The sequence below is a fragment of the Flavobacterium daemonense genome (assembly GCF_007341385.1).
Lineage (GTDB): Bacteria > Bacteroidota > Bacteroidia > Flavobacteriales > Flavobacteriaceae > Flavobacterium > Flavobacterium daemonense.
The window spans coordinates 25229-47202 of sequence record NZ_VJYD01000016.1 but is presented as its reverse complement, the minus strand read 5'-3'; the positions used below and the strand labels follow the sequence as shown (position 1 = coordinate 47202).

The following is a 21974-nucleotide window of genomic DNA, read 5'->3' as shown; positions in this document are numbered from 1 at the left end:
ATGTATAAATACGTTCAAGTAGAGAACGTATAAAATTTTTGAAAATTGTTATATAATTTACATTTTTATGAATAAAAAACGCTGTTATACGCCTTGTAGAGGCTTATTTGGCTGTGTTTCTTGGTTTTGCAATTATTTATTAGCGATTATTGAAGTCAATAATTGGGAAGTTAAATTATCTTCCATTTCAAATAAATTTTCTTCTTCAGCAAAGTTGCTTTCGGCATAGGAATATAATTTCCAACGTCTTTTATGGTATTCTAAAGCGGTTAAGTTTTCGATCCAGTCTCCCGAATTTAAATATAAAGTAGAGCCATGGCGATTTTCCTTGGTAATGATTTTTGGTTCATGAATATGACCGCAGATCACATAATCGTAGTTTTTTTCAATTGCTAAATCGGTCGCCGTTGTTTCAAAATCGGATATGAATTTAACGGCCTTTTTTACGCTGGCTTTTATTTTTTTAGAAAAAGAGTAAGGTTCACGCCCCAGTTTCGCTAGACACCAGTTTGCAAATCGGTTACAAAGTATTAAATAATCATAGCCTAATCCTCCCAATTTTGCAATCCATTTTGAGTGCTGAACCGATGCATCGAAAACGTCTCCGTGAAAAATCCATGCTTTTTTGCCGTCTAATTCAAGAACCAGTTTATCAAGCAAAGAAAAATTTCCCATATTCATATCGCTGAATTTTCGAAGAATTTCGTCGTGGTTTCCGGTAATATAATATACTTTGGTTCCTTTCGAAGCCATTCCGATAATACGCTGAATTACTCGTAAATGTGCTTTTGGGAAATATGATTTTCGGAATTGCCAAGCATCAATAATATCTCCGTTTAAAACTAATGTTTTAGGTTTAATGCTTGATAAATAGTTGTTTAATTCCTTGGCGTGGCTTCCGTAAGTTCCCAAATGGACATCTGAAATAATGACCAGTTCGACATTTCTTTTTTTCAATTTTTCGTGATTTGAAGTTTAACAAATAAAAGAAACAATCGGCTGATTTATTTTATCAAAAGGTTATCAATTTGGAAGCAATTTTAATAAATTATGATTTTTGAACGGCTTAACCTTTAATTAATAATCACAATTTTATATTTTTTAATTTAATTCATAAAACTTACATTTGCTAAAACAAATAACATGGCAGGAAATAGCTACGGCACACTATATAGAGTTACAACTTTTGGCGAATCACATGGTGAAGCTTTAGGCGGGATTATTGATGGTTGTCCATCAGGTATCGAGCTTGATTTTGAAGCAATCGAAGTTGAAATGTCACGAAGAAAACCGGGACAATCGGCAATTGTAACACAAAGAAAAGAACCAGATGCGGTTCAGTTTTTATCTGGAATTTTTGAAGGAAAAACGACCGGAACTCCAATCGGTTTTATTATTCCAAACACCAATCAAAAATCAGACGATTACTCGCATATAAAAGATAATTACAGACCAAGCCACGCTGATTATGTATATGATCAAAAGTATGGTTTTCGTGATTACCGCGGCGGCGGAAGAAGTTCTGCGCGTGAAACAGCAAGTAGAGTAGTAGCGGGTGCAATTGCTAAGCAGATGCTTCCGGAAATTAAAATCAATGCTTACGTTTCTTCTGTTGGACCAATTCATTTGGATACTCCTTATCAAGATTTAGATTTTTCGAAAATTGAAAGTAATCCTGTTCGTTGTCCAGACGAAAAATCGGCAGCGATTATGGAAGAATATATTCGTGATATCCGCAAGCAAGGTGATACTGTTGGTGGAGTGGTTTCGTGTGTGATTCAAAATGTACCGGTTGGTCTTGGCGAACCTGTTTTTGACAAATTGCACGCTGAATTAGGAAAAGCAATGCTATCTATCAATGCTGTAAAAGGTTTTGAATATGGAAGTGGTTTTGCAGGTTCTGAAATGAAAGGAAGCGAGCACAACGATTTGTACAATCCTGACGGAACTACAAAAACAAATCTTTCAGGCGGAATTCAAGGTGGAATTAGCAACGGAATGGATATTTATTTTAAAGTTGCTTTCAAACCAGTTGCAACAATTATGCAAACTCAAGATTCATTAGATAATAAAGGAAATATTACACCAATTACAGGTAAAGGACGTCATGACCCGTGTGTAGTACCTCGTGCGGTGCCAATTGTTGAGGCAATGGCCGCAATTGTTTTGGCTGATTTTTATTTGATCAACAAAACATATTAATAAAAGTTAAGGCAGTGAGGGTCTTAATATTTTAACTTAACACAAACAAATTAATGCAAGTTACAGAAACTAAAAAAAAATCATTTCTTTCAGGATTAACAGGGCAAATTATTATTGCAATGGTTCTAGGGGCAACGCTAGGAATTATATTGCATAATTACATTTCTCCAGAAGCAGCGCAGTCATTTAGTGATAAAATTAAAATGCTGGCTACTGTTTTCATTCGATTGGTGCAAATGATTATTTCACCTTTGGTATTTACAACTTTAGTGGTTGGAATCGCTAAACTCGGAGATATAAAAACGGTTGGTAGAATTGGAGGAAAAGCTCTTGGATGGTTTTTTACGGCTTCATTTATTTCGTTATTAATTGGTTTGTTTTACGTAAATGTTTTAGAGCCGGGTGTAGGTTTGAAATTAGACCACGTTGATATGGCTGCGGCGACTGAAGTAACTGCAAAAACGAAAACACTTTCGGTTGAGAATTTTGTTGAGCATATTGTTCCTAAAAGTATTTTTGAAGCAATGGCAACTAATGAAATCCTTCAGATTGTTATTTTCTCAATCTTTTTCGGGTTAGCTGCTGCGTCATTAGGAAGTACTGTAAAACCTGTAATTAATGCTTTAGACAAAGCTTCGCATATTGTTTTGAAAATGGTGAATTATGTAATGAACTTTGCTCCAATTGGAGTTTTTGGTGCCATTGCAGGAGTATTTGCTATTAGAGATGCAGAAGAATTAGTGATTACTTATTTTAAATTTTTCGGTTCCTTTTTAGTCGGAATTAGTACTTTATGGGTTGTTTTAATTGCTGTGGGATATATTTTCTTAAAAGGAAGAATGACCGAATTATTACGCCGTATTGTTGGACCATTAGCAATTGCTTTTGGAACAACAAGTAGTGAGGCTGTTTTTCCAAAATTAACAGAGCAACTAGAAGAATTTGGTGTAAAAGATAAAATTGTTTCTTTCATGTTGCCGCTTGGTTATTCGTTCAACTTAGACGGAAGTATGATGTACATGACATTTGCCAGTATATTTATTGCGCAGTTTTATGGAGTTCATCTAGATCTTGGATCTCAAATGGTAATGCTTTTGGTTTTAATGCTGACCAGTAAAGGAATTGCGGGCGTGCCAAGAGCGAGTTTAGTTGTTGTTGCGGCTACTTGTGGTATGTTTGATATTCCGGTTGAAGGAATTGCTTTGATTTTGCCGATAGATCATTTTTGTGATATGTTCAGAAGCGCAACAAATGTTCTAGGAAACGCTTTGGCTACTTCTGTTGTTGGTCAATGGGAAGATAATAAAGAAATAGAAGGAGGTTTAGAGCAGTAAATTCTGAAAACAAGATTCATATTAGGCTAGCTTTTACGAAGTTAAAGTCTAAACAATTATTAAAGAAAGTTGTATTTTTAGTTGAAATACAGCTTTTTTTTATTTTTAAGTGTATATTTGGTAAAATTAGCCATTTATGCCCCGAATGCGGATTTTTCTTTTTCTGGTCGTTTTTCTGAATTGTGGTATCAGTTCAGCATTCGTGCAGTCTGAAACGATCCCGGATGCTAAAATCAGCAAGCTTGTCAAGCAGGCTTGGGATGATTTTAAGGAATCCAACTTCGAAAAATCCCTAATAACTTCACGTGTTGCTTTGAACTATGCAACTACTTCAAAAAATAATATTTTAATTGCAAAGTCATATAAAATAATCGCTGGTAATTACAATGAATTATCAGAGTTTGATAAAGCGATTTTTTTCTATAATAAAAGTTTGTTTTATGCCAATAAAACTAATAATGATTCCATAAAATATAGTCTTCATAATAATTTAGGAAACATTTACTGTTTTGAAAAAAAACAGTTTGATAAAGGAATTACTTATTACAAAAAATCAATCGCATATAGTTTAAAAATCAATGCGATAGATCAGGTTTATTTTACGAATGTAAATATAGCATGGGCTTATTTTGATATTGGAAAGTATAAAGAAGGTTATCCGTATTTGAAATTTGTTGGCAATAACATCGAAAAATATGGTGACGAATCCACCGAAATTGTGGTTAATATGCTGAACGGCATGTATGCTTCCTTCAGGAATGAAAATGATACGGCAAATGCCTATTTTTTAAGTGCGATTGCGGCCGGAAAAAATAGCGAAGAAAGATCGGATTTGTCCTATGCGCACCAAGAATATTCAAAGTTCTTGATGAAAATCAAAAAATATAAAGAAGCATACGAAAATCTTACTGCATATAATAAGATTTCAGAAGAGCTTTACAATCAAGAAAAGCTCAAAAAGGCAACTATTGCGGGTTTTAATCTCGAGTTGGATGAATATAAAAGACAAATCGATAAAATTGAAAACGAGAAAATTTCGCAATATCAAAGTCTTAAAAAGTCCCGAATTATTGTAATTCTATTTGTACTGATTTCTCTTATTCTCCTTGTTTTGATTATTACGTTAGTTAAGAACATCAGATTCAAAAAGAAACACAATTTAGAGCTTCTAAAAGCCAAAGAAATTGCAGAAGAAGCCTCATTGCTCAAAACACAATTTATTTCGACTATAAGCCACGAATTGCGCACACCGCTTTATGGTGTTGTTGGAATTACAAACATGCTTTTAGAAGAGCACAAAGAATTATCAAGAAGCCAACATTTAAGTTCGCTTAAATTCTCTGCTCGATATTTGTTATCCTTGGTAAATGATATTTTGCAGATTAATAAGATTGAAGAAAACAAAGTGGTTTTAGAAAACCTGACATTCAATATTTCTGATGAAATCACAATGATCAAAAACTCACTTTCTTTTTTATCTCAAAAAAATAACAACAAAATCAATATTTACATCGATCCAGATATTCCTGAATATCTAATTGGTGATAAACTGAGACTCGCTCAAATTTTGATGAACTTAGTGAGCAACGCGCTGAAATTTACTAAAAATGGTGAGGTCGAAGTTAAAGTAGATCTTTTGAAGACGGAAGGGAAAAATTATTTTTTGGATTTCTTGATTAAGGATAATGGTATTGGGATTGCGACGGTTGATCAGAGCAAGATTTTTGAAAAATTTGTTCAAGTTGGCCGAAAAGATGAAGATTATCAGGGAACTGGACTTGGTTTGAGTATTGTAAAACGTTTATTAGGATTGTTTGGCAGTACAATTACGCTTGAAAGTGATTTGGGACAAGGAACTTCTTTTTCATTTGTTATTCCGTTTGAACACGATCCAATAAAAACTAAAAAAATCATTGATGAGATAGAAGTTGATTTGACATCAAATGACGTTCATAAAATTTTAATTGTCGAGGATAATCGCATTAATCAGCTTGTAACAAAGAAAATTATTGAGAAGAATAACTACATCTGCATAGTTGCTGATGATGGTTTTGGCGCTTTGGATATTTTGGAAAAAGAAAAATTCGATCTTATTTTAATGGATATCAATATGCCATTGATGAACGGATTCGAAACTAGCAAAAGAATTAGATTACAGGATATTAAAACGCCAATTGTTGCTTTGACCGCTTTTGATAAAGATGAAATCACAGATGAAGCAATTTCGTCAGGAATAAATGATATTATTATAAAGCCGTTTGAGCCTGTAAAACTCTTTAAAATTATAAGTTATTTGATAGAAGAAGCAAAAAACGCTGGTTAATACCAGCGTTTTTTATTTTTCTTAGATGTATTTGATTTTCTTGATTTGTGAGCGCCTCCGCTTCGATTTGAGCTTTTAGGTTTTTCGCCTGCTTCAGGACTTCCAGAATGCCATTGGTAAGGATGCTCGGTGATTACTTTTACATCGACTTTTATCAATTTTTTGATGTCTTTCCAATATGGTTCTTCGTCTTTTCCGCAAAATGAAATTGCAATTCCGCCATTTCCTGCACGTCCCGTACGACCAATTCGGTGTACATAAGTTTCGGGAATATTAGGCAAATCAAAATTGATAACATATGGAAGTTGTTCAATATCAATTCCTCTTGCAGCAATATCTGTAGCAACCAGAACACCAACTTCTTTATTTTTGAACGCGTCTAAAACACGTTGTCTTGCATTTTGTGATTTGTCGCCATGAATCGCTTCAGCCGGAATATCTTTTTTGCGAAGTGCTTTTACTACATTATCAGCGCCGTGTTTGGTTCTCGAAAAAACAAGAACGTTTGATAAATTTTCTTCTTTGATTAAATGATACAGCAAGTTTCTTTTTTCTGTTTTATCAACAAAATAAATACGCTGCTCAACATTTTCGGCAGTTGAAGAAACTGGAGAAACTTCTACTTTTTCTGGATCTTTCAAAAACATTTCTGCCAATTCTCTAATTGCGATTGGCATCGTTGCAGAAAACAATAAAGTCTGGCGGTTTTTAGGAGTTAATTTTACGATCTTTTTCACATCGTTGATAAAACCCATATCCAACATTTGGTCGGCTTCGTCTAAAACCAAAGTGTGTAAATGGTCTAGATCAAGAAATCCTTGTTTGTGTAAATCCAATAATCTTCCTGGAGTTGCCACAAGAATATCGACTCCTTTTTTTAAGGTATCAACTTGCGGATTTTGCGAAACGCCTCCAAAAATCGTTAACTGTGTTAAATTGGTATATTTTGCATACGTGTCAAAACTTTCTCCAATTTGCACGGCAAGTTCACGTGTTGGTGTAACGATAAGTGCACGAATTTGTTTGGCTTTTTTTGATGAACCTACAATTCGGTGTAATTGATGTATGATTGGGATAGCAAATGCTGCTGTTTTTCCTGTTCCTGTCTGCGCGCACCCAATTAAATCGCGTCCTGATAAAACGATCGGGATTGATTGTTCTTGAATTGGAGTGGGGTTTAGGTAGCCTTCTTCAAATACGGCTTTTTGTATACTTTTTGAAAGTGATAAATCTTCGAATAACATATCTTAGGTATTAAGAATTTAGTTTTAAGTACTAAAATTCTGTGCAAAGATAGGTTTATTCGGCCAATCGTTTATTTGATTCTTGTATTATTTGGAAAATGTGTGGTTTTAAAGTAGTTGACCTTCAGTTTGATTTATCTTTTTCGTTGTTGGCTTTTATGAAATCAGTAACCAGATAACCAATTAATTTTCCAATTAAATTATTATTTGGAGAATCGGCTAAATCTGGCGCTCCTTCGCAAATATGCAAATAAGCGGCATTTTTATGCTGACCGAAAAAAGATACGAATTGTCGAAGCTCTTCTACAGAAAAACCGCTTATTGTCATGGCGCTGCTCGCAATATTTGGGATTGCGTCCAAATCAATTTCGATTCCGAATGCATCACTTCGAATAAATTCCAAAGCAAGAGCCATTTCTCTAGTGAAATCTTTTTCTTTTCGGATGTTTACGCTGTCATACGTGTTGTAACGCACGCGGTCTTCCAGTTTTTTGATAATATCCAAAACACTTTTTGAAGTATAATTTTCATGCAATCCAAAGATGAAATATTTTTTAAGGAAACCTTCTTCATAAGCATATGAAAATCCGTTTCCGCTATGGCGTCCTTCTAAAATCCTGAAATCTGAATGTGCATCAAAGTTGATCGCATTTATTGGTTTTCCTTTGGCAAGAGCCGAACCTTTAATATTTCCGTATGCATTATTATGGCCTCCGCCAATGATAATTGGAGTTTTTCCGGCTTTTATAATTGTGAAGATAATATGAGAAACTTCTTTATCGATTTTTTCAACCAGCTGACTCAATTTTGAACGATCGTCAATGTCATTAAAATCAAGATTTTCAACATCTCGCATTTCCTGCGCAACATTTATTTGTCCTAAAACTATTATTTGGCTTCCTTTTGAAAAACGATTGTGCTGAATATTGGCAATACTTTTTATAGCACATTCCCACGCCGATGCAGCGCCAGGACGGCCGTAATTTGCTCGAACACCAATATCTTCAGGAATTCCCAGCAGTACATATTTAGCTTCACTTTCGGTCAAGAATTTTACTTTGTCAGCTTCTTTTGGAATGACAATCATTTTTTCGCCAAATTTTATTTCGCCGCTTCGGTGATTTGTGATTTTTGCTAAATCATTAACAGTAAAAGGAATTAACTTCTCCATATAAAAAAAATATTGCTCAAAAATAATATAATTGTGACAACTTACGTTATTACGATATATTAATTCTTAAATTTGTTAATAAAGAAAATTATTAAATATGGAAAACCCAAAGAACAACAACTCAAGTCTAAAGGCGGTAATCGCTGTTTTAGCAGTCCTACTGATTGGTAGTTTAGTGTATATTTTTAAATTATCTTCTGATACAGAAGTGGTTAAAACTGAACTTACCACTACAATGACAGAAAAAGAATCTGTTATGAAAGATTTGCAAGAATTGAAAGCAACTTATGATGCTGCAATTGCTGAAAATACATCAATGTCTGATGAATTGATTCAGGAAAGAGATAAAGTAGTAGCTCTTATGGATGATTTGAACAAATCAAAAGGAGATGTTTCTAAATATAAATCTCAAGTTCTGGCAATGCAGGCTAAAATGAAAACTTTAGTTGCTGAAAATGACGAGCTTAAAAAACAAAATGGTGTTTTAACAACGCAAAGAGACAGTACTATTGTAGTTTTAGGAGAATCTAAAAAATACAATGAAGTATTAGTTGGTCAAAACGAAGAGTTGGCAAAAACGGTTGAAAAAGGTGCAAAATTATCTGTTTTGAATACTAAAACTTCAGCTTATAAATTGAAAAGCTCTGGAAAACAGATTGAAACTGATAAAGCAAGCCGTGCTGATATCTTGAAAGTTAGTTTTACAATTGCTGAAAACCAAATTGCAAAATCTGGTGACAAAACATATTATGTACAAGTTATCGATGCTAAAAACAACGTTTTAGGCGAAAAGAAAACAGAAAGTTTTGGAGATAATTCATTGACATACAGTTTTAAAACTACTGTAAAATATGAAAACAAAACTGTAAACGTAAGTGAAGATCTTCCAGGAAAAGATTTTGCTAAAGGAACTTACTTCATCAATATTTTTGATAATGACGAATTAGTTTCAAAAACTAGTTTCAGCTTAAGATAATTAGTGCCAAAGGATATAATACCACTTTGATATTAAAGGTCTGTGATTTTTCACAGACCTTTTTTTATAGATGAATTTTATTCTAAAATTTTTCCTTCCAGAAAAACATATTCGATTAAATTGCTTCCAAAAGCATACGGAATTTGATAATAAGATGAAACTGGTTTTGTCAGGATCAAATTTGCTTTTTTACCTTTTGTGATACTTCCGTGGGTTTCAGAAAGTCCCATTGCATATGCTCCGTTTATTGTTGCGGCGTTTATGGCTTCTTCAGGTGTCATTTTCATTTTAATGCAAGCCGTTGCCACCACAAAATTCATATTTCCAGATGGAGTAGAACCGGGGTTGAAATCTGTGGCTAAAGCTAATGGAAGTCCAGCTTTGATCATTTCGCGCGCTGGCGTATATGGGATACTCAAAAAATAAGAACATGAAGGCAATGCAACAGGCATTGTTTCAGTGTTTTTTAACGCCTCAATGTCTTCTGGGGTCATAATTTCGAGATGATCGACAGAAAGGGCTTTAAATTTGATTCCGGCTTGAATACCGCCAATAGAATTAAATTGATTGACGTGAATTTTTGGCTTTAAGCCAAATTGAATTCCGGCTTCCATGATTTTTTCTGTTTCTTCAACAGAAAAATAACCCGTTTCACAGAAAACATCTACATAATCTGCGAGTTTGTTTTTTGCAATTTCCGGAAGCATTTTGGTGATGATTTCGTCAATATAACCTGCTTTGTTTTCTTTGTAATGCTTTGGAAAAGCATGCGCGCCTAAAAAAGTAGCTTTTATCGCAATTGGGTAATTTTTAGCTAATTTTTTAATCACCCGAAGCATTTTTAATTCGCCTTCAATTGTGAGACCGTAGCCAGATTTGATTTCGACAGCGCCGGTTCCTAGTTGCATAACTTCTTCCAATCGAATTTTAGATTGCTCATAAATTTCTTCCTCGGAAGTTTCGTTTAGTTTTTTAGCCGAATTTAAAATACCGCCACCGCGATTGGCGATTTCTTCATATGATAATCCATTAATTCGGTCCACAAATTCTTGTTCGCGATTTCCTGCATAAACAATATGTGTATGACTGTCGCACCAAGTTGGCAGTACAACTTTTCCGGTTGCATCGATAACTTTATTAGCTTTGATTTCAGGAAGATTTTCCATCGATCCAAAATCTTCAATAAGATTATCTTTTATAACTAAAAAAGCATTTTTAATTGTAGGAAGAATTGCCATTTCGGTTCCAGAAACTTTAGAAATTGAAGTTTCGCGAACTTGAAGCAACTCTTTTATGTTTGTAATTAATGTTGTCATTATTGATATTGTTATAAAACACAAATTTCACAAATTTTACAAATTATCACGAACTAATCCGTGAAATCTGTGAAATTTGTGTTTTCAAATTAGTTTTCTTATTTATTCTGAAACTGTAATTTCAAATAAAGTATCCCAATATTTTCCAGTTACAAAAATGGTTTTGGTTTTTGGATTGTAGGCAATTCCGTTTAAAACATCTGCATCAGCATTTTTGACGAATTTTTTTAATCCTGACATGTCCAAAATTCCTTCAACAGCTCCAGAAGTAGGATTTACAACTGCAATTGCATCTTTTTGCCAAACATTTGTATAGATTTTTCCGTTGATCCATTCTAATTCGTTGATGGCTTTTATTTTTGATTCACCAGAATAAACGTTGATGTAATCAATCATTTTTTGAGTAGCAGGATCCATTTTCCAGATTTTCTCTGTTTTATCTGTTTGGTAGATGTATTTTCCGTCATTCGTCATTCCCCAACCTTCAATATCTTTATCGTAGGCAAAAGTTTTTTCCAATTTCAAAGTTTTGGCGTCATAGATAAAACCAGTTTTTTCTTGCCATGTCAACTGGAATAATTTTCCGTTTACGAAAGTAATTCCTTCGCCAAAATATTTGGAATCCATATCAATTTGCTTGAATATTTTCCCTGTTTTATAATCGTATTTTCTTAAGTACGAAGCTCCTTTTTGACCTGTATTTTCATATAAAGTGTCATTGTAGAATTCTAATCCTTCTGTGAAAGATTTTGTGTCGTGAGGATATTTATTGATGATTTTGTATTTCAATAATTTTGGTTGAACATCTGAAACTAATTCAATTCGTTTAGTCGCATCTGAAGAATCAGAACCAAAATGTACAACCGCTTTTAAGTATTGGTAACCTAATTTTTGATCTTTTAATTCAAATTTGAATTTTTCAGCACCTTTTGTACTTCCCACTCTTTTGTCATTTACAAAGTAGGTAATGCTGTCGATTTCTTTCGATTTTGGGTTTAAAACTCCAATTGAAACGGCTTCTTTTTGCGTAAAATGTGCCGGAAAAGCTGAATCATCAATATTAAATAAAGAATTTTCACCTTTATTTTTATCTCCACATCCAATTAATGTGATTCCTAATAAAATGACAGTTAGGAAGTTATATTTTTTCATAGTTTAAAATTTGAATAAGCCAATATACGACGATATTTTTATAGCAACAAAGCTCTTGCAAAAATATAAAAAGATTGTATATTTGCACCGGCAAGTCCTACACGACCAGCTCCTGCAGACTCCCCCAGGATGGGAACATAGCAAGGGTACGTGGTTGAGCGGTGCGATGTAGGTCGCTTGCCATTTTTTAGAATTTATTCAAAAGCGGTCTTCCTTCGGGAGGATTTTTTTATTTTTACCCCTTTCAGAAGTAAGAAGTTGTATGTGAGATTAAAGATTTTGTCTCAAACGCATAATCTCAAATAAATAATAAATGCCAAAATTTTCAAAAATAATTTTAGTAGGTTTTGCAATTGGAGTAATTTGTCTTTTTGTGAAAAGTGCGAATGATAGAAAAGAAATTGAAGAACATCCTGGTCAGACAATTTGTAAATATACTCTTTGCAGACAATCTGGAAGATCTAGTGATGCTTATGTGAAATATTATGTGGATAATAAATTGCATAGAACTAGAGCGGGAGGTTGTCCTAAAAATTCGGAAGAAAAAATAAATAAATATTTTGTAATAAAATATTCTACAATTGATCCTGATAATATACTGGTGGATTTTGAAAATGAAGTCAAAGATTCACTGTTAATAAAAGAATTGGAATCAAAACTTGAATTTAAATATTGGCTTGACCATTAAATATGATTCGAACTCATAACTAAAAACTCATAACCCATAACTAAAAAAAATGAACAAAGTCGTTTTAATTACTGGAGGATCCTCAGGGATTGGAAAATCAATTGGAGAATTTTTGCATAAAAAAGGTTTTGTGGTTTATGGAACCAGCAGAAATCCTGAAAAAGTCGTGAATTCTATTTTTCCACTAGTAGCTTTAGATGTTCGAAATGCCGATTCTATTAAAACTGCCGTATCAAAAATCATTGAAATTTCGGGAAGATTGGATATTGTAATCAATAATGCGGGAGTTGGAATTACAGGGCCTTTGGAGGAAATTCCGATGGAGGAAATCAAAAACAATTTTGAAACCAATTTTTTCGGACCAATTGAAGTGATGAAAGCGGTCTTGCCAAAAATGCGTGAACAAAACTCAGGTTTGATCATCAATATTACTTCGATTGCCGCTTATATGGGATTACCTTATAGAAGTGTTTACTCGGCTTCAAAAGGAGCTTTGGAGTTGATTACGGAGGCTTTGAGAATGGAAGTAAAGCAATTCGGAATCGAAATTACAAATGTTGCGCCTGGCGATTTTGCAACGAATATTGCATCGGGACGCTATCATGCGCCAGTTGTAAAAGGTTCTGCTTATGAAAAAGTGTATGGAGATACGCTTGCAACGATGAATGAACATGTTGATGCAGGAAGCAATCCAAATGAAATGGCTGAGGCGATTTATAAAATTATTCAAAAAGGAAAACCAAAAGTGCATTATAAAGTTGGCGTTTTCATGCAGAAATTTTCGATCGTTTTAAAACGCGCGCTTCCAGATAAAGTTTATGAAAAAATGCTGATGAATCATTATAAGCTTTAAAAATTAGTTAATTAATCGGTTTTGTAACATATAATTTCAAAATGGTTTTGATTTTGAAATTGTTATTGATATTGATTTTGTAATTTTGCACGGGAATTTGCGTGAGGGATAGAAGCTGACTACCGAAGTAGTGCGTATAGCCCGACCATATTTGCAAAAGGCGCGTATATGCGGCTTGTGGAGTGCGCCTTTTGCAAATGTGGTCACGCCCAGATTATTAATCAACACAATTTAAATTTAAATAAATTATGAAATTTTTTATTGATACTGCTAATTTAGCTCAAATTAAAGAAGCACAAGCTTTAGGTGTTTTGGATGGTGTAACTACTAATCCGTCTTTGATGGCTAAAGAAGGAATTACAGGAAAAAACAACATTTTAAAGCACTATGTTGACATTTGCAACCTTGTTGAAGGTGATGTAAGTGCTGAAGTAAATGCGCTTGATTTTGACGGAATGGTCAAAGAAGGCGAGGAGCTTGCTGAATTGCATGATCAAATCGTTGTAAAATTGCCAATGACCAAAGAAGGTGTAATGGCGGCAAAATATTTTTCGGATAAAGGAATTAAAACTAACGTAACACTTGTTTTTTCTGCAGGACAAGCTTTATTAGCTGCAAAAGCAGGAGCAACTTATGTTTCTCCGTTTGTTGGCCGTTTAGATGATATTTCGACTGATGGTTTGAATTTGATCCAAGAAATTAGAGAGATTTATGACAACTATGGTTATGAAACTCAAATCTTGGCAGCTTCTGTACGTCACACAATGCATATTGTAAACTGTGCAAAAATTGGTGCTGATGTTATGACTGGACCATTGTCTGCAATTACTGGTTTATTGAAACATCCTTTGACTGATATTGGATTAGCACAGTTTGTTGCTGATTTTGAAAAAGGAAATAAGTAAGAATCAGGTTTTTATAAATATTAAATCGTCTTTCTTCTGCTGAAGGGAGACGATTTTTTTTTACTTTTATAAGAACTTAAAAAAAGTCCCTATGAAAGTAATTCTCGTTTTAATTTCGTTTTTTATTGCAAGTTTTTCTATTAATGCACAGGCTAAGGTTTTAACTAGCGTAAATGATGCGGGCGATGTAGCCACATATGAGCTAGATTGCACGGTCAAATTCCAGTCGTTGGCAAAAGGGTTGCGGTATAATATTACACGCCATGAGTTCAAAGGTCCCGATCTGAAAAATTCGTATCGCTTAATGTTGGTAATGGATGGTTTTTATTCGAATACGCCAAATAAAGAAATGACAATTTCTGCAGTACTTACTGACGGAACTGTTATTGAAGCAAAAAAGATAATTGAAGATGATGGTTTTTTTGACGGAGCCTGTACTTTAAAAATAAAAGACCCTAAAGCGCTTTTAGCAGCTAATATTGATAAAGTCATTGTTCATGCTGATAAAGATGTTGTTTATAAAATCTCTGAACAGAGCCGCGTTGTTTTTAAGAAAAACTTAAGCAATATTATGAATGCCAAATAAAGGCTCAAAGGTTCATAGTGGCAAAGATTCATAGGTTTTCTACCTTGCGTTATAAAAAAAGCTCCCATTTTTAAATTAAAATGGGAGCTTTTTTGTTTGATATTTTTTAGTGACCTCCGCCACCACCTTCAACATGGTTTATGCCTTGTCTTTTTAATATTTTAGGGCAATAGAAACCATAAAATGCTAAATAGGCAAAACCAATAAGTGGAACTACATATGAGAAATGTGTAAATGAAATACCTAGAATTCCATTTGGGTTTGTAGCGTCTAAATCACAGATGCTTCCTTGAATCAACGGAATAACTCCTCCTCCAAGAATCATCATGATTAAGAAAGATGACGCTTTTCCTGTGTTTTTTCCTAAACCAGCAATAGCTAAATCGAAGATAGAAGGCCACATGATAGACAAAAATAATCCGCCAGAAATAAAGAAGAATTTAGCAATTGATGGATCTGGCCAAACTAATCCCGCAACCATCATTGTGATTCCTGAAAGCCCGAAAAGCATTAACGTTTTTCCAGCATTTTTTCCTCCTACAAAACTTACAGCAATGAATAATAAAATCCAGATTGGGTAAATATAGAATGAAGATACATCATGCGCGGCAAAGATGTTTGCGCCTATGATTACTCCAAATGCTACTGCAGGAACAATGAATTTTAAAGCTGTATTTACTAAATTAGAAGTATTGAAAACGTTTGCACCACCATTCCAGCGTCCGATCATTAAACTTCCCCAGTATAATGCGATAAATGGAGCGATTGCATCTTCAAGAACATTTCCAAATTCTTTTGTATGCAATAGAGCCGGTAAATTACTGATAATTGTCACCTCTGTACCTACATAAATGAAGATTCCTAACATTCCAAGGTATAATTGTGGGTAGTCAAGAATGCTGAATTTAACATGTTGGTGTTCGATTAGCGCTTCTTCTTCAACTTTTGCAGGATCTTCAATTTTAGAAAAATACATGAAAACAGCAACAAGTATAAAAGCAAGGCCAAGAATTATGAATGGTAATTTAATGTCTTCTAAAGAAAGGCTTGTCTTTTTGTCATCACCCATTCCGAAAAGTGCAATTCCTAATAAAATTGCTCCAATTGTAGTTCCGAAAGAGTTGATACCTCCTGCTAAAGTCAAACGGTGAGCACCTGTTTCAGGGCTTCCCATTTTAATAGCAAGCGGGTTTGCAACAATTTGTTGAATCGAAAATCCTAAACCTACAGTAAAAAGTGCTGTTAAGAAGAATGGGAAACTTGCCATTGTAGCAGCTGGTACGAATAAAAATGAACCTACTGCAGAAAGAAGTAATCCCGCAGATAATGTTTTTTTGTATCCAAATTGCTGTAATACATCTCTCTTTAAAGAAACTAAAAAGAAAATTATTGATCCTACAAAGTATGCAGCATAGAATGCCCAGGCAACTAATTGTGACTGTACTTGCGATAAAGTAAATACTTTTTTGAATACTGGGATCAGGATATCATTGGCAGAACCAACAAAACCCCAAAAGAAGAAAACAATTATCAAAGAGATAAATTGTCCCCATTTGGTTTGAACATTTTCTGAACTCATAAATTTGTAATAAGGTTAATTTTTAATTTTATTGTTTTTTGAAGACCGTAAATATATTTGTTACGAATAGCAAAAAAAAATAAAAAGGCACAAATAATGTTAAATTTAAACAAACAACATCATTTTTTCAACAATGTGTTAGTTTTAACTTAGTTAGAAAATCGAATTTAATGGAGATTTTATTCCAATATTTTGTTTTTTACGTCTTTACTGTAGTTTCTGCCTATAGGAATGGTGTATGATTGTATCTGAATACGGTTTCCTTCAATCGATTTTACCTTATTCAAGGCGATGACATACGATTTATGGATACGTAGAAAGCGGTCAGTTGGCAACTCTTCAGATAAAGAAGTTAACGATTTATGCGTAATATAGGTCTTGTCTGGAGTTACTACTTTGATGTATTCTTTCATTCCTTCGATAAATAATATTTCTTCAATATTAATTTTCATCATCTTTTTATCGACTTTGATGAAAATATGAGAATCACCTTTTATTGCTTCAACCTTAATGTTGTTTTTAAGATTGAATTCAGTGGTGATTTTATTGATGCATTTTATAAATCTTGGAAGAGGAATAGGTTTTACTAAATAATCTAAAACATCAAGATCATAACTTTCGGCTGCAAATTCTCTAAAAGCTGTTGTAATAATTACTTTGGTTTTATTCTCGATAAGGCTGATTAATTCGAACCCAGTCATCATAGGCATGTTGATGTCTAAAAATACAGCATCTACAGGAGTACTGTTTATAAAATCGAGTGCTTCTAAAGAATTGTTGAATGTAGCAACAACTTCAAAATCTGGAAAATTCGTAAAGTAATTTTGCAGGACTTTGATAGCTAATGGTTCATCGTCGATCAAAACGCATTTAATCTTCATTATGAATAGGTATTTGCAAACGGATTATATAGTAGTTTAGTTTTATTGACTGTTTTAAACTGAAATTGTTTTTGTAAATTAACTTTAATCTCTTCTTGGTATTGATTAATCCAATTCCTCCTTTTTGATTAAGATTTTGTGAAATTACAAAATTATTTAGGATTTCAAAATCTAACAATTTATTGTCGATAACTTTACAGTTGATTTTAATTTTTAAGTTTCGATTGTTTAAACCTCCATGTTTAAAGGCGTTCTCAACTAATGAAATAAATATTAATGGAGGGACAACAACGTCTTCAATATTTGATTCTAAATTTATAGTAACTTCCACATTTTCAAAACGAAGCTTCTCTATTTCAATGTAGTTTTGAATGTAATCTATCTCTTTTATTAATGGAACAAATTTGGTTCCTTTTACATCATACAAAACATATTCCATCAAATTTGATAATTTAATGATTACGTCTGGAACTTTATTTGAAGATTCAAGTGATAGAGCGTATAAATTATTTAAGGTATTAAAGAAAAAATGCGGCTGTATTTGATTTTCAAGATATTTTAATTTGATTTTGAATTGGTTTTCTCTTAATGATCTATTTCGTTCACGTTCACGAAGCCATGTTAAAGTTAGATATACTGATGATGCCATGGCAAGAACATATAATTCTCCAATGCAGACTGCTACAATATGGTTAAGTTCAAACGGATGATATTCTCGATTGGCTTCTGGCCAGATATTTTCAGATATAATATAATAGGTAAGGGTTGTCTTGCATAAATACATTACAAACAGACTTACTAAAAGCCAAAGTGTATAGATGATATATTTTTGTTTTAATACAAATCGCGGCACCAAAACAAACAGATTGAAATATACTAACGGAATAACTAATGCAAATTCAATAGAGTTTGATTTGAAGGCGTATGGATAATCATTAAAATAAGCACCCCATCTTAAAAAGTTTAAAGTAAAATAAATGCCCCAAAACCAAATATGATTTTGAAGTTTGATATCAAACTTTAGTTTTTGAATTTCTTTCAAGTTGGTTTTTGGGATTTAGCTTTTATTGCGCAATTACATAATTCTTGTGCAACTTTAAACATTTAGAAGTTAAAACGCAATTCTTTTGAAGAAAAAAAGTAAAAAAAAGTGAAATGATATTTTATTCCTACAGGATAACGTTTTCGTAAAGCAAAATATTGAATGATTTGTTTCGGATTACCTCGCAATTGCTTAATCTGTTGATCTAAATAATATTAGAATTAATTATCGTGAACTTGTACAATATTCTTTTGCTGAATATTTGCTTTTGAAAGTTGTTTATATATCAATTTCGATTCCTAGAAATTAAAACTAATTATTACAAACAGCGTTTTTCAGCATAATCTGTTAACGAAAAAGAAAAAACAATGCTTAACGGTTTGTTAAAATAGCAGTTCGAAAAGGTTGCAAAACCACGGTATTGCTGTTAAAATGTTGTTTTTTAAGGATTTGAAATATTTTTATATTATTTAGTAAATATCCTAATTTGTTGAATATAATCTTGAATAATGTTTAAAACGCCTAAATATTTTGATCAGAAAACGTTTTCGGAAAACGCATTGTTGAATGTTTTATGTCGTTTGTTTAAAATTTATAGCTGTTTGTATAATTTATTTTTTTTAACAATGTCTTAAGGATAATTTTACGTCATAACTAACAAAATAAATAAACATGAAAAAAATTTTCTTAATCTTTATGATTGTTTTTACTGCGCAAGTTTCGCTTGCTCAAGTAAAAAATGTCAAAGGTGTGATTACAGATTCTAATGGAATGCCGTTGCCAGGGGCATCTGTTTTAGTACAAGGAAGTCAAAAAGGTGCTACTACCGATTTTGATGGTTTGTATACAATCGAAGCACAAAAAGGACAGACATTAGTTTTTAGCTATGTGGGCCTTGAAACGCAAAGTATTGTAGTTGGTGATGCCACTACAATAAATGTGAAAATGATAGCTGCATCTTCAAATGCATTAAGTGAGGTTGTTGTAACCTCTTTAGGTATTAAGAAAACTAAAAAATCTTTAACTTATTCTGCGCAGGAATTAAAAGGGGAAGAACTAGTTAGAGCTAAAGATCCCAATCTTATGAATACAATTGCTGGTAAAATTGCCGGTGTTGCTGTTACTAAGAGTGCTGGTGGTTCTGGTGGATCTACAAAAGTAACGATTCGTGGTAATTCATCTACAACTAATAACAATCCTTTATATGTTCTTGATGGTGTGCCAGTATTGAATATATCATCTATTCAGCCAAATGATTCTTTTGGTTCTACTCAAGGTGGTAATCGTGATGGTGGAGATATTATCGGGTTATTGAATCCAGATGATTTTGATGGAATGACAGTGCTTAAAGGTGCATCAGCAACTGCTTTATATGGTAGCCAAGGTGCAAGAGGTGTAATTTTATTGACATCTAAGAAAGCAAAAGAAGGAGTTGCTACTTTCAGAGCGTCTTCAAATACGACTATCGAAACGGCTGCATACTTGCCTAAATTTCAAACTTCTTATATTGCAAAACCTGGTGCAGATGAATCATGGGGAGCTGCTCAAAGTACACCAGATCATACAAGAGACTATTTTCAAACAGGTGTAACTCAAATTACTTCTTTTGGTTTTTCTAATGGTTCTGAGCATGCATCTACTAACATATCTTACGCTAATACTACTGCTTCTGGAGTTACACCAACAAATGAGTTGAGCAAAAACAACTTTAGTATTAGACAAATGGGTAAATTTTTTGGTGATAGATTGACTGTAAATGCTAATGCAAATTACACCTCTCAAAATATAACAAACAGACCTGTAAGCGGTTTATATTTTAATCCATTAACTGGTCTTTATTTAATGCCAAGAGGATATGATTTTAATACTTATAAAAACAATTATGAAGTGTTTGATCCTACTAGAAACTTAATGGCTCAAAACTGGATGACTGATAGAGATATTGAACAAAATCCATATTGGATCTTGAATCGTAATAAATCTCATGATGGAAATCAATTTATGAATGGATCTATTGGATTGAACTACAAAGTTAATGATTGGCTTTCGATAGGATCTAGATATAATTATGATAGAATTACGTCTCAATATGAAAAAGAGGTGTATGCTACTACTCAAGGAACTTTGTCTAGTGCAAACGGTAGATATATCAATATTAGTGATATTAGTAGTCAAAGTTATGGTGATTTAATTGCTACAATTAACACTAAATTCAATGATGATTTTACATTTTTCGCTAACGTTGGAACAAGTTTCACAAAAACTTCTCTTAATGATGAGACAGCTTTAGATTCTGAGCCACTTGGTTTAAATATTACAAACTGGTTTACACTACATAATTTTAACGGAAATACTGGAAATTACCAAAATTACGGATACCGTAGAGAACAACAATCTATTTTTGCTGCTGTAACTTTTGGTTATAAAAACTTCTTGTTCCTTGATATTACAGGACGTAATGATTGGTCTTCTACATTAGCGAATACTGGAACTATGTCTTTCTTCTATCCGTCTGTAGGTGCTACTTGGATATTATCTGAATCTTTGACATTGCCAGAAGCGATTTCATTTGCTAAAGTTCGTGCTTCTTATGCTGAAGTGGGTAATGATGTACCTGCATTTTATACTTCTCCAACTAATAATTTTACTACTGCAAATACAACAACAAATTCTCCTAGCGTTGGTCCAGCGCCAGGTGTAAGTTTGAAACCTGAAAGTCAAGGTTCTTATGAGTTGGGTACTGAGTGGAGATTTGTGAATAATAGATTTGGAATAGAGTTGACTTATTATAATAATAAAACTAAAGATCAATTACTTACAATTCCTGCTCCTTCTACAAATGCTGAAGGTTATCAAAATTATGCTTTCAATGGCGGTGTGATCTCAAACAAAGGAGTTGAAGTATTACTTAATGCTAAAATTATTAATGGTGAGAAATTTAAATGGGATGCTACTGTAAACTATTCAAAAAACATCAATAAAGTTTCTGGTATTCCAGATGAATTAGGAGGAAAAGTTATTTTAACTAACCCAGGTGTAAATAGTTATCAGTATTCATTAATCAACGGTCGTCCGTTTGGAGTTATTGAAGGGATTGCTCTTAAGAGAGATGATCAAGGTAGAATCTTGTTGAATGAGGATGGTTCAATGCAAAAAACTGGTTTTCAAGAAGTAGGAAATGCAAATCCAAAATTCATGTTAGGTTTTAGTAATTCATTCAAATATGGTAACTACTTCTTAAACTTTACTATCGATGGACGTTTTGGAGGAAATGTAATGAGTTTAACTCAAGCTGTAAATGATCAATTTGGTGTTTCTAAAGTAACTGGAGACGCAAGAGCTGCTGGTGGTGTAGATGTTAATGCAGTTTATGCTCCAGGAACAACAAAAGCGGGTCAAGCTTTTGCAGGTAAATACGATACAGAAAGTTATTATAGCCAAGTTGGTGGTAGAGCTGGTGCAAGTGGAGAATATGTTTATAATGCTACAAATGTAAGTATGAGAGAGTTAGCTCTTGGTTATACTTTTAATCTTAAAAATAGTGTATTTAGAGCAGCTAATTTATCTGTAGTAGGAAGAAATTTATTCTTCTTCTATAAAGACGCACCATTTGACCCAAATGTTACTTTAAGTACTGGTAACGGTTTACAAGGAATTGATGTTTATGCAGCACCATCTACAAGAAGTATCGGTCTTAATTTAAATCTAACTTTTTAATCATA

The 21974-nt window shown here is 33.2% G+C and carries 17 protein-coding genes and 1 other RNA gene; 10 read left to right on the top strand and 8 right to left on the bottom strand.

The annotated features are described in order from the left end of the window. Nucleotides 1-132 precede the first annotated feature (132 nt). Entirely contained in the window at nucleotides 133-957 is an 825-nt protein-coding gene (locus FND99_RS17460) for a UDP-2,3-diacylglucosamine diphosphatase (protein WP_144339225.1), read from the bottom strand. A 186-nt stretch (nucleotides 958-1143) separates the two neighbouring features. Here FND99_RS17460 and aroC point away from each other — a divergent pair, with 186 nt between their 5' ends. From aroC to FND99_RS17445, 3 genes are all read left to right on the top strand, one after another. Then, the gene (aroC, locus tag FND99_RS17455; RefSeq protein WP_144339224.1) at nucleotides 1144-2202 is read left to right on the top strand and encodes a chorismate synthase; all 1059 of its coding nucleotides are present in this window, start codon (nucleotides 1144-1146) and stop codon (nucleotides 2200-2202) included. 53 nt (nucleotides 2203-2255) lie between these two features. Continuing rightward, complete coding sequence (locus FND99_RS17450; protein WP_144339223.1) at nucleotides 2256-3536, top strand: dicarboxylate/amino acid:cation symporter; 1281 nt, start codon at nucleotides 2256-2258, stop codon at nucleotides 3534-3536. Between the two features lie 136 nt (nucleotides 3537-3672). After that, a complete protein-coding gene (locus FND99_RS17445) occupies nucleotides 3673-5859 on the top strand; it encodes a response regulator (protein ID WP_144339222.1) in 2187 nt (728 codons plus the stop codon). On the opposite strand, the gene FND99_RS17440 is transcribed toward FND99_RS17445, so the two are convergent. Together FND99_RS17440 and FND99_RS17435 are read right to left on the bottom strand one after the other, a co-directional pair. Continuing rightward, complete coding sequence (locus tag FND99_RS17440; RefSeq protein WP_144339221.1) at nucleotides 5856-7103, bottom strand: DEAD/DEAH box helicase; 1248 nt, start codon at nucleotides 7101-7103, stop codon at nucleotides 5856-5858. The genes FND99_RS17445 and FND99_RS17440 overlap by 4 nt on opposite strands. Nucleotides 7104-7227: 124 nt before the next feature. Further along, a complete protein-coding gene (locus FND99_RS17435; RefSeq protein WP_144339220.1) occupies nucleotides 7228-8274 on the bottom strand; it encodes a formimidoylglutamase in 1047 nt (348 codons plus the stop codon). 97 nt (nucleotides 8275-8371) lie between these two features. Between FND99_RS17435 and FND99_RS17430 the strand changes: the two genes are divergently transcribed. After that, nucleotides 8372-9250, top strand: a complete 879-nt coding sequence (locus tag FND99_RS17430; protein WP_144339219.1) for a hypothetical protein — start codon at nucleotides 8372-8374, stop codon at nucleotides 9248-9250. Between the two features lie 77 nt (nucleotides 9251-9327). Here the strand turns inward: FND99_RS17430 and hutI are convergent, their stop codons facing one another. Together hutI and FND99_RS17420 are read right to left on the bottom strand one after the other, a co-directional pair. Beyond that, nucleotides 9328-10566 carry an imidazolonepropionase gene (gene hutI, locus FND99_RS17425; protein WP_144339218.1) on the bottom strand — a complete coding sequence of 413 codons (1239 nt, stop codon included), beginning with the start codon at nucleotides 10564-10566 and terminating at the stop codon, nucleotides 9328-9330. A gap of 102 nt (nucleotides 10567-10668) precedes the next feature. Continuing rightward, nucleotides 10669-11718, bottom strand: a complete 1050-nt coding sequence (locus FND99_RS17420; protein WP_144339217.1) for a glutaminyl-peptide cyclotransferase — start codon at nucleotides 11716-11718, stop codon at nucleotides 10669-10671. Nucleotides 11719-11806: 88 nt separating this feature from the next. Between FND99_RS17420 and ffs the strand changes: the two genes are divergently transcribed. The 5 genes from ffs to FND99_RS17395 all read left to right on the top strand — a co-directional run bounded on the left by ffs (nucleotide 11807) and on the right by FND99_RS17395 (nucleotide 14750). Beyond that, nucleotides 11807-11904, top strand: an RNA gene (ffs, locus tag FND99_RS17415) — signal recognition particle sRNA small type. Between the two features lie 127 nt (nucleotides 11905-12031). Then, nucleotides 12032-12406 carry a hypothetical protein gene (locus FND99_RS17410; protein WP_144339216.1) on the top strand — a complete coding sequence of 125 codons (375 nt, stop codon included), beginning with the start codon at nucleotides 12032-12034 and terminating at the stop codon, nucleotides 12404-12406. Nucleotides 12407-12455: 49 nt separating this feature from the next. Next, nucleotides 12456-13259, top strand: a complete 804-nt coding sequence (locus FND99_RS17405; protein ID WP_144339215.1) for an SDR family oxidoreductase — start codon at nucleotides 12456-12458, stop codon at nucleotides 13257-13259. Between the two features lie 248 nt (nucleotides 13260-13507). After that, entirely contained in the window at nucleotides 13508-14164 is a 657-nt protein-coding gene (fsa, locus tag FND99_RS17400) for a fructose-6-phosphate aldolase (protein WP_144339214.1), read from the top strand. Between the two features lie 91 nt (nucleotides 14165-14255). Continuing rightward, a complete protein-coding gene (locus FND99_RS17395; protein ID WP_144339213.1) occupies nucleotides 14256-14750 on the top strand; it encodes a hypothetical protein in 495 nt (164 codons plus the stop codon). A 106-nt stretch (nucleotides 14751-14856) separates the two neighbouring features. On the opposite strand, the gene FND99_RS17390 is transcribed toward FND99_RS17395, so the two are convergent. From FND99_RS17390 to FND99_RS17380, 3 genes are all read right to left on the bottom strand, one after another. Beyond that, on the bottom strand, nucleotides 14857-16329 hold the full coding sequence (locus FND99_RS17390) for an MFS transporter (protein WP_144339212.1): 1473 nt from the start codon (nucleotides 16327-16329) through the stop codon (nucleotides 14857-14859). 179 nt (nucleotides 16330-16508) lie between these two features. Continuing rightward, on the bottom strand, nucleotides 16509-17210 hold the full coding sequence (locus FND99_RS17385; protein WP_144339211.1) for a LytR/AlgR family response regulator transcription factor: 702 nt from the start codon (nucleotides 17208-17210) through the stop codon (nucleotides 16509-16511). After that, entirely contained in the window at nucleotides 17200-18252 is a 1053-nt protein-coding gene (locus FND99_RS17380) for a sensor histidine kinase (protein ID WP_144339210.1), read from the bottom strand. The genes FND99_RS17385 and FND99_RS17380 overlap by 11 nt, the downstream gene beginning before the upstream one ends. A gap of 672 nt (nucleotides 18253-18924) precedes the next feature. Between FND99_RS17380 and FND99_RS17375 the strand changes: the two genes are divergently transcribed. Continuing rightward, nucleotides 18925-21969 carry a SusC/RagA family TonB-linked outer membrane protein gene (locus tag FND99_RS17375; protein WP_144339209.1) on the top strand — a complete coding sequence of 1015 codons (3045 nt, stop codon included), beginning with the start codon at nucleotides 18925-18927 and terminating at the stop codon, nucleotides 21967-21969. The last annotated feature ends 5 nt before the right edge of the window (nucleotides 21970-21974 follow it).